General features: G+C 50.5%; 1 protein-coding gene. It reads right to left on the reverse strand.

All coding sequences use genetic code 11. The features are described from left to right. Nucleotides 1-13: 13 nt before the first annotated feature. Nucleotides 14-15,430, reverse strand: a 15,417-nt coding sequence (locus tag AR442_RS03415; protein WP_060557610.1) for a non-ribosomal peptide synthetase, incomplete at its 5' end; no start/stop codon positions are given.

Here is a 15,430-nt window from a genome sequence, read left to right on the forward strand (position 1 = left end):
AGCCGTCCCCTCCTTAACTCAATTGTTGTACATGTCTTGTTACTTTAGGCTGATAGCTTCGCAGTTTTTGCATCGCCGAGCCGTGATGTTCAGGGTATACTTCTATCATTTCTTCCGGTTTTTCCTCCGGCTCTTCCGCCTGTTTCATCATGACGAACTGATTCAACGGGCCGCCGAGCAATCGTTCAAGCGCCGCCATTGCTTCCGGCGCTTCAATTGATCCGACTCCCGCCTGTTTCATCCGTTCTTGATATTCGGCAGATGATACGATTCCGACACTGCCCCAGTAGCTCCAATTCATCACTGCCGCCGAATACGGCCGAACTTGAGCCAAATGAGCGGCAAAGGCATCTTTGAAACTGCATCCGGCAGCATAATTGCTTTGTCCGGCCGCTCGTGCAAATGATTGAACAGATGAGAAGAACAAAGCAAAGTCTAGCGGCTCATTTTGGAACACGCGGGCCATATTCACGCTGACATTGACTTTTGCAGCGAGCACGCTTTTAAAACGGCTTTCCGGCATATTTTTCAGGCTCTGATCCTCTAAAACAATTGCGGAATGGATGATTCCGTTAATTTGCGGGTGCGTGCGTTTGATCGTTTCATACGCCCGTGTGAGCTCATTCGGATTTGCCGCGTCAGCTTCAATATAAATCGGCGCCGGGCCGAATTGGCTGAGTCTGTCGATTTTTTCCTGGATGGCGCTGTTATGTTTTCGTCTGCCGATCCAAACGACTCGCGCCTGATATGTTTTCACGGCATATTCGCTCCATGCCTCGCCGATGCCCCCCGCACCGCCGATGACGACATAAACGCCGCCTTGTTGGTAAGCGGGCCGGCTTGACACCGGCTGCTGTACAGGAATAAGGCGCTGTTTGTACCAGTGATTGTTCCGGTACGCCCATGTATTGCCTTGCTCATCAAACGGCGCTGAGAACAGCTCCGCCTTTGAAACATCTTCCGGACATCCGGCATCAATCAGCCTTGTTTGCCAGTTCGGATACTCTTTTGCGAGCGAGCCGACCAAACCGTGAATGCCTGCATGAGCCGGATCAATCATGTCCGCCGGCTGTACGGACTGTGTTTTTATTGTGACTGCAGTCAAGCTGATTCGCTTGCCTCCATATCCTAAAGCAAGCATGGCCTTAATCACTCTGTACATCTGGATGACGCCCGTATCCTGAGCTTTTACCATGTCATCAGCGCTGTGAAAAGGAGCGATCCATACGATATGCCCGAAAGACCCTCTTGCTTTCAGTTCAGCCGCAACAGCCTCTATTTCATCCTCCGGGTTGATATGAAGCCGTTTCGCAGAAGGATGATGCAATTGAAAAACCGCGCTTTCCTCATCCCCCGCGATAAAGACAACCTCTTCCGTCTTATATGCCGGGCTTTGATCACGGAATTCCGCGAGATCCCACACCGGAGCCAGAAGGTTTGCTCCATTTAATGATGTTTCCGGCGCGGGGCCTTCCATCATTCTGGAAGAAATCCCTTTAATTCTGACACAGACCCGGCCGGTCTCATCGCATAAGTCAATGTCCAGCCGCTGTATTTTTTCATCCGTTCCCCGGGAGCTGACATACGCCCACATGCTTGTCGTGCACGGACTGAAAATGTCCAGTTCTTCAAGGGCGAACGGCAGTGACAGCTGGTTATCATCTGCGTGCAGCTTCAGACCGATTGTCGCTTGCAAAGCTGAATCAAGCATACACGGGTGAAGAACGTATTGATCTGCCGTTTCTTCGAGGAAGGAAGGCAGCCGGAGCTCAGCTAATGCTTGATTGCTTCCGATATGAATGTGCTGAATTCCTTGTTGTGCTGGACCGTAGTCAATGCCGATTTTGCTGAATAAGCCGTAACACTGTTCAGAAGTCAGTATACTGAGGCCGCATTGAGCTTTCAGTGCGCCTATATCACGGTGCGGAGCCTCCCCGGCGCTGAGAATGCCGGCAGCCCCCTGACAGTGTATCTGCCTGCCGCTTGCTTCTGTTTGTGAATCCGTGTAAATGTCATACACGATTTCACCGTTTTCCCTCGGGTTCAGGCTGATTTGCGCTTCAATCGGGCGGTTTCCCGCTTCGATCGGCCGAACCCAAACGATGTTTTTCAGGCGGGTGACAGACGGACGTTCCTTTTGCCCTTTGACTGCCTGAGCAACCGCCGCCCTAGCCATTTCCAAGTAGGCGACGCCCGGCATAACCGGCTTGCCTTTAATAAGATGATCGGTGAAAATCGTCTCTTGTCCCGTAAATTCGGATCGGTACCGCTGCTCTGTTAAATCTGATACATTTTCGTGAAGCAGCGGGTGCAGCACCCGCGACGTCGGCACAGCTTGCGGTTTCTCTGCTTTCGGCCGATTGTCCGTGATCCAGTACCGCTCTTTCGCAAACGGGTAAGCAGGAAGACTCATCCGTTGGGGCTTGATATCTGAATATAAGCCGTCCCATTTGATATCCGCGCCCTGCACCCATAATTCCGCAAGCTTATCATTCTCTCGGCGGCTTATCAGCTCTTCGATATCCGCTTCGCCGTTTGCGCCTGCCAGAATGGATTTCAAGGAGGTTTTACCCGCTTTTCCTTTATAAATGCCCGCTATATCATAACGTCCTTTCGCACAGCTCTTTAGCTTGTCCCGCAGTTCTTCGGCCGAGGAAGCGATAATAGCCGCTCTTTCTTCCATCGCGTCACGTCCCTGCTGAAGCGTGTAAGCAACATTGGCAAGATCCGCATCCGTAAAAGAAGCTTGCGCCAGCTGCTGCGCCTGTTCCTGCAGACGCTCTTCTTCTTTGGCCGACAGCACAAAGATTTGAGGGTGTGTGAAAACAGCTGTTTTTCTTTCTTCCTTCGGGATATATTCTTCAATGACGACATGGGCGTTTACGCCGCCGATGCCGAAAGAACTGATTCCCGCACGGCGCGGCAGATGATTGCCGTTTTCGTCCTTTAATGCCGTCCATTCTCTTTTTTCCTGTACGATGTAAAACGGACTGTCTTTCAGCTTGATATATGGGTTGATGACCTCGCTGTGGAGGCTTTTTGCAAGTGTTTTATGCTTCATCTGCATCAGCACTTTGATCACACCCGCGACACCGGCTGCCAGTGACAGGTGGCCGATATTGGTTTTGGCCGATCCCAGACCGCAGTGACTCGCGTAAACGGCGGAATCGCCTGTTTTTTCGTACAGCTTTTGAAAGGCGGATTTCAGGCCGTTGATTTCGACCGGATCGCCAAGCTCCGTTCCGGTTCCGTGCGCTTCTATATAAGTGACGGTCCTCGGATCAATGCCTGCTTTGTCATAAGCCGTTCTGACGACTTCCGCCTGGGCTTTCGGGTTCGGTGTCGTCAAGGAGTTCGCGCGTCCGCCGTGGTTGACCGCGCTGCCTTTAATGACACCGTAGATATGATCGCCCGCTTTTTCCGCTTCTGACAGCTTTTTCAAAAACAGAATTCCGGCACCTTCACTGACGGCAAATCCGTCCGCCCTGTCGGAGAACGTTTTACATTTCCCTTCTTTGCTCAGAGCGCCGGCTTTGTCATAAGCGATGTGGCCTTGCGGTGTGACGACAGTATTCACGCCGCCGGCGATCGCCATATCGCAGTTCCCGTTTTCAATGGCGCATACGGCGTGATGAATCGCGACCAGCGAGCTGGAACAAGCCGTGTCGATCGGTTCACTCGGCCCGTGCAGATTAAGCATATAGCTGACGCGGTTCGGCCCCGCTGACGGACTCATATTTGCGGCTGACGCACCGCCGATATCCAGGTCGGAAAACAGTGAGCCGTATCCGGTATTCCCCGTGCCGATATACAGGCCTGTTTTCGTGCCGGAAAGGCTTTTAGCGGAATATCCCGCATCTTCTATCGCTTTCCACGCATACATCATTAACAAGCGCTGCTGGGGATCCATCTGTTCGGCTTCCAGCGGTGAAATTCCGAAGAACAGCGGATCAAAATCCGCAACTCCGTCGATAAATCCGCCCCACTTTACATTTGTTTTGTTGGCTTCATTAAGCGGGTCACCGTAATACTCACGCCAGTCCCAGCGATCCGCCGGAACCTCTGTTATACAATCTTTTCCCTCTTCTAAGTTGCGCCAATACTCATCAATATTTGCGGCCTTTGGAAACACTCCGCTCATGCCGACAATGGCGATCGGTTCCGGTTTATGTTCAGCCGCAGTCTGAACAGGCTGTACGGCAGTTTTTGCAAATCGTTTGTTACCTGCCAGTCTGATGCCGCCATCATCAGTTACGCCGCTTTGTTTTTCTTCTTTCGGCTGTGTGCTGCCGGCAAATTGTGTTTGATAGTCTTCTGCTAAATGATGCGCCAAGGCTTGAATCGTCGCATATTCAAAAAATACGGTCGGTGTCAGATCAAGCTGATAAGTGTCATTCAGCTTGTTGGCGAATTCCGTCAGCGTAATGGAATCAAATCCGTATTGATTAAACTCCAATTCGATATCGATTTCTTCAATGTTTATTTTCAGAAGCCCGGAAACCTCTTTTGCCAGCAATTCCTGAAGTTTTGCCGTCAGGTCTTTCGGCGCAGGCGTTTCATCCGTTTTCTTAACCGGTGCAAAAGCGGCTGCAGGAGTCTTTTGAAGCAGCTTTTCCCGCATTACGGCGCGGTTTCCTTCCATGACGAGCACGCTTGTTTTCCCCGTGCTCCATGCTTTGTAAAGAGCTTCTATTCCGGTCTCAGTGCGCATCGGCGTTACACCGGTTCTTTTTTCGGTGAGCTTCGCCATTTCTTCATTGACTTGCATTCCGCCGTCTTTCCAAAGCGGCCAATTGACCGACAATGTATGTCCGTGGCGGTACATTGCCGTAACCAGCGCGTTGCGGTATGCCGCATAGCTGTCCATAAATGCGTTTGCCGCCGCGTAATCCGCCTGTCCCGCATTCCCGGTGACGCCGGAAATGGATGAGAAAACGATGAAAAAGTCCAGCGCTAAATGCTCGGTTGCTTCATCAAGGTTGACAAATCCGTCCGTTTTAGGAGCCAATACACTGTAAAACTCTTCGGTTGTTTTCTTTGCGATATACTGATCTTTCATCACACCCGCGCTATGAATGATGCCGTGAAGGCCGCCATATTCCGTCTCAATTGTTTTGACCAGGTCTGCCGCAGTTTGAGCGTCTGTTACGTCAGCCTGCTTGTATTCCGCTTTTGCTCCGAGTGATTCAAGCGATTGCAGCTGCATCCGCTGTTTCTCGCTTAAAGCGGAACGGCCTGTCAAAACCAGTGTCGGCTCTTTGACTTTGCGGGCGATTTCTTTCGCGAAAATAAAGCCTAAGCCCCCGGCTCCTCCGGTAATGAGATAAATGCCTCCGTCGTTCCACGGAATGCGTATTTTGCCGCCGGACACGGCCGTTTCTTTGACATCTGCGCTGTATCGGATGCCGTTTTCATATTTGATATGGCTGTCATCAGCAGCCCGTATTTTATTCTCTCTGATGATGTCTGTGATTCTGCCGTTTTCCGCCGGTTCTATTTCAATCAGCTGGGTTTTCAGTTTTTTATGTTCCAGGCCGGCTGTTTTTAACAGAGCTGAAATCCCTGAGAGCAGCTGATGCTTATCTGTTTTAGAGAGAACCGTCTGGATGAGGACGTCTCCATCCGTCTCTTCCTTCAGCAGTTTTTGCAGCGTCTCCAATATCCGTCCTGTATAATCACGGAAGCGCGCCGCCGCTTTCCCGTGCGGGGAGGTCATTTCAATACATTCAGCTCCCGCGGCTTCAACGGCTTGTTTCAATCCTGCGTCTGTGTCACAAAGCAACACGATATGCCGGGCAAAAACCGGTTCCGTTTGAACGGCGGTTTCATCGCTTCGGGTCCATACCGGCTCAAGCATGAGCGTTTCCGGAGCTTTTTCTTTTTTCTCAGGTTCTTTTTCAGCCGTTCTGAATGACAAACCTTTCAGCCTTACGCAAACCTTGCCGTTTTCATCACAAATATCAAGATCGCGTTTTTCAATCTGGCCGGCTTTGTGGTCTTCTGAAAGTCTGGCGTAAACCCACATCTCCGCAGCGCATGCGCTGAATACTTCAAGCTCCTGAACCGCAAACGGAAGCATCAGTTTTTCATCATTTGTTCCGGTTAATATGCTTGATGCCTGCAATGCAGAGTCCATTAAGCCCGGATGCATGACATACTCCTGTACCGTGTCCGCACAAGCCGCATCAAGTGACAGTCTGCCCAATACGAAATCATCACCTGTATAAATCGCTTTGACACCCCGGAAAGCCGGGCCGTAATCAAAACCGATTTTGCGGTACATATCGTACACTTCATCTGCAGAAAACGGTGTCTCGGCGGATTCTGATCTCAGCTTTTGGAGATCAATGACCGGAGCCTTTGCGTCAGGGCGGACTGATACTGCCCCTTGGCTGTAAACAGACGGCTGATCTGTGTCCCGGCCGCTGTAAATGTCGAATTGAACGTCATTTGCCGTTTCAGGAATGAGACGGATGTTGACATGAACCGGCTCGTCTTCAATGGTGATCGGCCGCACCCAAACCGTATTCTTAAGCTTGACGCTTCCTTGTCCGGCCGGAACTTCAGATGCCTGTTCCATTGCTGCGCGCGCCATTTCAAGATGTGCCACTCCCGGTAAAATCGGCACGCCTTTTACAACATGGTCCGCAAGGTAAAATTCTTCTCCTGTATAGATTGAGCTGAACCGCTGTTCTGCAAGGTTTGAAGTATTTCTGTGCAGAAGCGGATGAAGCGCGTCTTGTTTTCCGGCAGATACAGTGCTTGTTTTTTCGTGTTTTCCGGTATGTTTCGCCGCCCAATAACGGTCTTTTGCAAAAGGATACGACGGCAGGCTCATGCGTTTAGGCGGCCGGTCTCCATACAGCTTCGCCCAATCGACGTTCAGCCCTTTGACCCATAATTCAAGCAGCTTCGCGTATTTGCCGCGGGCCATCCATTTTTCAACGGCTTCTTGAATTTCTTCATCTTCCGTCAGCATTTGCAGCGTGCCTTTGTCTATTCTTCCTCTGTACAAGTCCGCGTGCTTATCTCCAGTGATAAACTGTGACAGTTTTTCCTGCAGTTCTTCTGCGGATCCGGCAATAACCGCCAGGCGTTCTTCCATGGCGTCCCTTCCGATTTGGAGGGTATATGCCATAGAAACGAGGGAGGATTGATCGTACCGTTTTTCAGTAAGCGCACGTTTCAGCTGTTTTGCCTGTTCTTTCAGGCGTTTTTCATTTTTGGCGGACAGAACGAAAAGACATGGATCGATATGAGAATCATCTGCTTCCTCTCTGTCTTCTGGGATGTATTCTTCGATGACGACGTGGGCATTTACGCCTCCGATGCCGAATGAGCTGATGCCCGCGCGGCGCGGCTGTTCGTTCCCGCGTTCGTCCGTCTGCGTCTTCCATTCCATCGTCTCCCGCACCAGATAAAACGGGCTGTCTTCAAGCTGAATGTACGGATTTACCGTCTCACAGTGGAGACTTTTTACTAGTGTCCGATGCTTCATCTGCAGCAAAATTTTAATAATGCCCGCTGCTCCCGCGGCAAGGGATAAATGGCCGATATTCGTTTTGACCGACCCTAAGCCGCAATAGCCGGCCGCTTTCTCTTTTCCGTCTGCAAACGAGCTGAACGCTTGTTTCAGGCCGTTAATTTCAACGGGATCTCCCAGTTCTGTTCCGGTGCCGTGCGCTTCGATATAAGAGACTGTTTTCGGATCAATGCCCGCTTTTTTATATGCGGCTTTAATGACTTCCGCCTGTTGTTTCGGGTTAGGCGTTGTTAAAGATGCCGCGCGGCCGCCGTGATTCACCGCGCTTCCTTTAATGACGCCATAAATGTGGTCCCCATCCGCCTCAGCGGCTTTCAGCTTTTTGAGGAAAAAGAGACCGGCTCCTTCACCATGGGCAAAACCGTCAGCCTGATCAGAGAACGTTTTGCATCTTCCTTCTTTACTCAGCGCGCCCGCTTTGTCAAAACTGATATACACATCCGGAAGAACAATCGTATTGATTCCTCCCGCCAAAGCCATGTCGCACGTTCCTTCTTCAATTGAAGAAACGGCATGGTGTATGGCAACGAGCGAGCTTGAGCAGGCGGTATCAATCGGTTCGCTCGGCCCGTGCAGATTGAGCGTATAGCTGACACGGTTCGGTCCGACAGACGGACTTGTATTCGCCGCGGATGACCCTTCAATCTCCGCATCGGCATTGGCTAAAAGCGAACCGTAGCCGGTATTTCCGGTCCCGATAAACACACCTGTTTTTGTGCCTGAGAGACTCTTTGACGCATATCCGGCATCTTCAATCGCTTTCCACGCGTGCGTCAGCAAGAGTCGCTGCTGAGGGTCCATTTGCTCCGCTTCCCGCGGTGAAATCCCGAAAAACAATGGATCAAATTCAGCAATTCCGTCAATAAACCCGCCTTGGTTGACGTTTGTTTTATTGGCTTCTTTTGCGGGATCCCCGTAATAGTCCCGCCAGTCCCAGCGGTCTTTCGGAATCTCGGTCATGCAGTCTTTGCCTTCTTTCAGGTTCTGCCAGTAAGCTTCAATGTCTTCTGCCATCGGGAAAATCCCGCTGATGCCTACGATTGCGATCGGTTCCGGCCCTTGGTCCCGCTGCACTGTCTGCGGAAGTGTCTCAGGCAGAGTGCGGCGTCGCTTAACGGCCGGGCGCGTGATTTGAGTCTCTTTTACCGGTCTTGCCGATTGAACCGTTTTTGTATTTACCGCAAACCGTCCGGCAAATTCCTCTTCGTATTCACTGATTAAATGAACGGCAAATTCATGGATTGTCGGATGATCAAAGAAAATCGTCGGCGTTAATGTAAGCCGGTACGTTTTGTTTAACTGGTTCGTAAACTCAGTCATCGAGATAGAATCCAGCCCGTATTTTGTCATTTCTTCATGAGGATCAATTTTGTCAATGTTTACTTTTAACAGTGAGGCCGTCTGCTGTTTTAACAGATGCTTCACTTTTTCAAGCAGGCTGTCAGCATCAATGTCATGACGTACGCCGGTCTCTGTTTCCGGATGATCATTCTCTTTGCGGAACAGTTTTGCTATCATGTGTTTCACATCTCCTTCAAGAACCGTCATCCGGGCTGTCCCGCTCATCAAGCCTTGATATAAAGCCTTGATGCCGGCATCTGTGCCGAGCGGTGCGATTCCCGCCTCCTGCATCAGCATATCTTCCGTCTGCTTTCCTGCCTGCATTCCGCCTTCTTTCCATAACGGCCAGCTGACAGAAAGCGTCTTTCCGTATCTTTGTCCTGCGGCTTGTAAAGAACGGCGGTACTCGGCATACATCTCCATAAAGACATTTGCAGACGCATAATCAGCCTGGCCGACGCTTCCAAGCACACCTGATAAGGATGAAAAGACAATAAAGACATCTAATTTCTCATGTTGTGACGCTTCATCAAGATACACAAGGCCCTTCACTTTCGGAGCGAGAACGTGTTGGTATTCCTCTGCCGTCTTCTTCACCATGTAGTTGTCTTTTATAATGCCGGCACTGTGAACAATCCCGTCCAGCTTGCCGTGCCGTTTGCGTATATTGCGGATCAATCGGTATACTTCTGCTTCGTCCGTGACATCGGTCTGCTCGAAGAAAACAGAAGCGCCGGCAGCACGTACTGTTTCCAGCATGTCTTTCTGCTTTTCTCTGAGAGCGGACCGGCCGGTTAGTATGATGACGGTGTCTTTTGTACGGTTTGCGATCTCTTTTGCAAAAATCAGACCTAAACCTCCCGCACCTCCTGTAATGAGATAAACGCCTTCGTCTTTCCACGGAATGTCCGGCTCCGCTTGAGAAATATCCATCTCTTCCCAATCAGCGGCAAAGCGCTTGCCGTTTTCATATTTCACATGGACGCTTTCGGCATGCATACGGTTTTCGGACGCTTTTTCCGCTATGCCTTCAGCACGTTCTTCCTCCTCGGCTTCGATCATTTGACAGATCAGCTTGGAATGTTCAAGGCATGCGGTTTTGAAGAGGCCGGTAATGCCTGAGAACACCTGCTGTAAGCCTGCTGACCGCGTAACAGCCTGAAAAAGAACGCGGCCCTTCGGCTTGCTTTTCATTATGGTTTTGATATGGTCAAACAGCTGGCCCGCATAAGAATGATACCGCTCTGCAATAGATGCGGGACGATCGTCCAAGATAATGACGCTTGCATGTTCAAGCTTTGCTTCCACGGCCTGTTTTACAGCTTCATCGTACTCACAAAGGAAAATGATATGCTCTTCATACGAAGGCTCGTGGGCCGCCGGTTCCGGCTGCTCTTTCCAGACCGGTTCAGCGAGCAATGTGTCCGTACGGCTGACCGAAATGCCGGCACCCGCGTTTTCTTCCATGATCCGCGTTGAGAAACCTCTCATCCGCACACAAAGCCCGCCGTTATTGTCATATAGATCAATATCGGCTTTTTGGATAGGATCGCCGGCTTTATTGTTCGCACTGAATGTGACGTGCACCCACATATCATCAGCGCACGGCTTCAGAACGTCCAGCTCCTCTAAAGCAAACGGCAATGCGGCTTTGAATGGTTCCCCGCTTTCTGTAAGCAGCGCTCTCGTCACGTTTTGCAAATATTCGGCGGCCTGAAGCGCACCGTCCATCATACTCGGATGAAGGATATAATCAGCTTTTGTATGAGAGACGGATTCAGGAAGCTTCAATTTAGCAAGCAGCCGGTCTTCGCCTTTGTATACAAGCTGCACCCCTTTGTATCCGGGCCCGTAATCAGCACCGATCATTCCTTTGTAAAACGCTTGAGATTCGATTGTTCCCTGTGTGCACCGGCGCTTCAGCTGCTCAATATCCGCCGCTTCCTCCGGTTCCTTCCGGATGATTTCAGCGATGCCCTGATTATAAAGAGGAGCTTCTTCACCGATAGAATCGTTACCCCCGTACATTCTGTAATGAATCTTTCCGTCCTCTTCTTCATAAAGTCCGATATGGACACGGACAGCCTCCTGATCGGCTATCACCGGGCGGACCCATACAATATTCTTTAAGCGCAGGCCCAGAGAATCCTCTGTTGCCCCGCCGATGCTTTTCTCCGCCGCGGCCCGTGCCATCTCAAGGGTAACGGCAGCCGGCACGATCGCCATTCCTTTAATGATATGCTCGGCAATAAAATACTCTTTTCCCGTGAATTCCGAACTGAACCGCTGCTCCTGCAAGACAGATGTATTCTGATGTACCAACGGATGCAAAAGTTTGGTATCCGTTTGCTTCACAGTTTCCTCCGGCCAGAAGCGCTCCTCTGCGAACGGGTAGGTCGGCGCACTGATTCTTTGCGGCGCGGAATCCTGATACAATAAGCCCCAATCGACACGCGCTCCTTCAACCCAGAGCGCCGCGAGTGCTTTCAGCTTTTCATCCCGTGTCTGACATGACGCAAGCTCTTCCATCTCCTGAGCTGACACTTCTCTGCTTCTCACTTTTTCGCCCCGTAAGATGTTTTGGTCATTGCCGTTGATAAAATCCTGCAGCTGACGCTTCAAATCGTGACGATCATGACTGATAAAAACGGCTCTCTCTTCCATCGCTTCACGTCCGGTCTGATACGTAAATGCCAGATCATGCAAGGAAACATCGTTTTCGGCTTCATCCAGAAAGCCGGATAAACAAGATGCATAGGCAGTAAGACGCTGCTTATTTCTCGCTGACAGCGGAACGATAAAAGGCGGCTGTCCGTCCTTTGATCCGCTGATCGTTTTGTTTTCGTACTGTTCAAAAATGGCGTGGGCGTTTGTTCCTCCGAGTCCGAATGAGCTTAACGCTGCGCGGTGCGGCGTCTCTCTCTCCGGAAGCGGTTTTCGCTTATCCGCCACATAAAACGGCGAACCGCTGAATTTGATATTCGGATTCGGTGACGTGTAATTAATGGTAGGCGCCAGCTCCCGATGATATAAACTCATGGCGACTTTGATGCACCCGGCCAGACCTGCTGCTGTATCCAAATGTCCGATATTCGTTTTTACGGAGCCGATCCCGCAATACTGCTCCCGGTCCGTGTAACGTTTATACACTTGCTGCAGCGCGGACATTTCAATCGGATCACCCAATGTCGTTCCTGTGCCGTGCGCTTCGATATAGGAAATCGTCTCCGGGTGAATATTCGTGCTGTCTAAAACATGCTGGATGACGTCAGTCTGGCCTTTTACACTCGGTGCGTAAAAACCGACTTTATCCGCTCCGTCATTGTTCAGACCGATGCCTCTGAGCATGGCGTATATGTGATCTCCGTCCTGAACGGCTTGTGACGCCTTTTTCAGCAGAATGACGGCCGCTCCTTCTCCGCCCGCCATACCGTCGGCTGAAGCGTCAAATGCCTTGACATGCCCGTCGCTTGAAAAATTCAATCCGTTTTGGTGCACATAGCCGATGCCGGTCGCTGCATGCAGAGTTGCTCCGCCGACGAGCGCGTATTCTGATTCTCCGCTCGTTATGCTTCTATAGGCTGAATAAAGACCGACTAATGATGATGAGCAATTGGAATGAACGAAATAGCTTGGCCCTTTTAATCCGAGCTTATGGGAAACCATCGTCGGAATCGTGCCGCTCTGCGCTAACACCCATGACACATAGCCGTCGGGAGATTCATGGCCTTCTGTCGTTTTTTCCGGCAAAAGCGACCGATACGAATTATTGCTTGCCGACATATATACGCTTGTCTTCGGAATCTCTTTCGATACATATCCCGCGTCCTCGACGGCTTTCCAAGAATGAACCAGCAGAAGCCGAAGCTGAGGGTCCATAAATTCTGCGTCTTTCGGAGAAATGTGAAAGAACTCAGGGTCAAAGAGATCTTTTCCTTCTATCGTCGATAATGCCGGCACATAGTCGGGATTTTCGATCAAATCTTCAGGCACGCCGGCTTTCCGAAGTTCTTCTTTCGAGTAGAACCGGACGCTTTCTTTTCCTTCTCTTAACTGCTTCCAAAACTCATGATGATTTTTCGCGCCGGGGAACTGGCAGGAGATCCCCACTATCGCCACACTGTCATCAAAGTAAGACGGCATCCCGTTTTGCGGTGTATGTTCTTTTTCTCTTTCATCTTGGCCGGACACCTCTGATTCAGCTGCCTGTTTTGTTTCAACAATAAATCGGCTGATCGCCTTTATGGTAGAGTGTTCGAATAAATCCGTGACGGTAAAATCGCATTCCAGCTCCTGTTTAATGCGTTCTGCCGCCGCAACAGCCAGAAGCGAGTCGCCTCCCACATCGAAAAAGCCGTCTTCGATTTTGATGCCCGCCGTATTCAGCAGGTCTTCCCATATTGCGGTCACTTTCGCTTCCGCTTCTGATAACGGCAGTCTGCCCGTCTTTTCAGACCGGTGAACGATTACCTTGCGCTGTTTTAGGTCTTTGCGGTTCACTTTTCCGCTCGGTGTTAACGGCAGCGCATCCAGGCGGATAAAATGGGCGGGCGCCATATAATCCGGCAGGCTTGATAAAAGATGGTTGCGGAGCGCTTTTTCATCTGCCGTATGACCGGAGCGGGCCATATAATAAGCAATCAGCTTTTTATGTCCGTTCTTTTCCTGAACAACTACCGCCTGGTCAAGAATGTCCGGATGTTCGTTCAATTTCGTTTCAATCGCTCCCAATTCGATGCGGAAGCCGCGGATTTTCACCTGACTGTCAATCCGGCCGGCATATTCTATGTTTCCGTCAGGTAGCCATCTGGCCAAATCACCTGTTTTGTAAAGCTTTTCTCCTTCACTAAACGGATTATCAATAAATGATGCCGCCGTCAGCTCAGGCTGATTGTAATAACCTCTGGCCAGACCGGCGCCGGCCACGCAAAGCTCCCCGGCCACACCGTCAGGGACGGGGCTGAGCTTTTCATCGACGATATAAAGCCGCGTATTGTGAATCGGTTTCCCGATCGGCGTATTCCTGCTTGTGATTTCCTTTTGGCCGCAGCTGTAGTAAGCGGCATAAATGGATGTTTCCGTCGGGCCGTATATGTTTTCAATTCTGGCATGTTTGAAGATGGAAACTGACTTTTTAACTAAATCTTTCGGAAACGCCTCACCGGCCACCATCACATATTTCACAGGGCCGTCTTCTGTAAATGCCGTATGCCGCTTTACCGTTTCCAGAAATACATTAAACACGGCGGGCGCAAAATTCAGATGCGTGACCTGGTGGGTTTGGATGTATTCCATGCAAAGCTGCGGATTTTTTTCTGCACCAGGCGGCAAAATGACAAGCCGTCCGTTTCCGATAAACCAGCCGAATAATTCAGAAATCGAAACGTCAAATACGTAATTCGTTTTTAACAAATAGGCATCCTCTTGTGCGACCGGATACTCAGCTTCCAAAAACTGCAGCGTATTCATGATGGCTCTGTGCTCAACCATGACGCCTTTCGGTTTTCCCGTGCTTCCGGACGTATATAGAATATAAGCGAGATGATACGGTTTTGAACGCGGCGTCAGTTTTGCCCCGCTGACAGAACGTCCGCTGTTTTCAATTTCCACCGTGCTCACACCGCCGATGGCCAACTGTTCAATCATGCCGCGCGTCTTTGCTTGCGTTAATACGATCGAAACGCCGCTGTCAGTCAACACGTGCGCCATCCGTTCGTTTGGAAAAGCCGGGTCCAGCGGCACATACGCGCCTCCCGCTTTTAAAATGGCGAGGATGCCGATGACCATCTCAAAAGAACGCTCCGTACAAATGCCGACCGGGCATTCCGGTGTGACGCCCTTTTCTTGCAGGTACACAGCGAGCGCCGTGCTTCGTTCATCTAATTCGCGATATGTAAGACTGTTTTCACCGAATGTGACGGCTTCTCTGTCAGGGTGGCGTCCGGCTTTTTCTGCAAACACTTCATGAATGCAGCGCTCATTCGGCTGATGGGATAAACGGCTTTCATCCCGTTTTTGATTGAGCAGGCCGGAACAGGCTTCAAAAGCGATCTCCGGATCAGAAAGCACCTTTTCTGCCAGTTTCATATAATGCTCCGCCATTCGTTCGATGAAAGAAGGGCTGTAGACATCCGGGTTGTACAGAAATTGCAGGACGGTTCCCGTTTCTTTTTTATAGACTTCAAGCGCAAGCTCAAATTCGCCTTCCTGATGAATGTCTTCTATCATTTCAATGCCGAGTGATTGATATAGTTCCGCCAGCTTTTCCGCTCCTTCTGTCCGGAAGAAGTTTTGATAGAAAAACGCGGTTTGAAAAACAGGCGACACCGCAGGCGAGCGTTCCGTCTTCAATTCTTTTACAAGCGCGGGAAACGGATACGCGGCATGGTCCAGCCCTTCTGCCAGTGTCAGCTGCAGCTCCTTCAAAAACGACGTAAAAGATTTGGCGCCCGTCTCCCTGCTTCTGACCGCGATCATATTAATAAAGTATCCGATGACAGATTCAAATTGAGCCTCAGAACGCCCCATCGTCGGCATGCCGACGAT

Origin of the sequence: Bacillus velezensis (genome assembly GCF_001461825.1) — a bacterium.
Classification (GTDB): Bacteria; Bacillota; Bacilli; order Bacillales; family Bacillaceae; genus Bacillus; species Bacillus velezensis.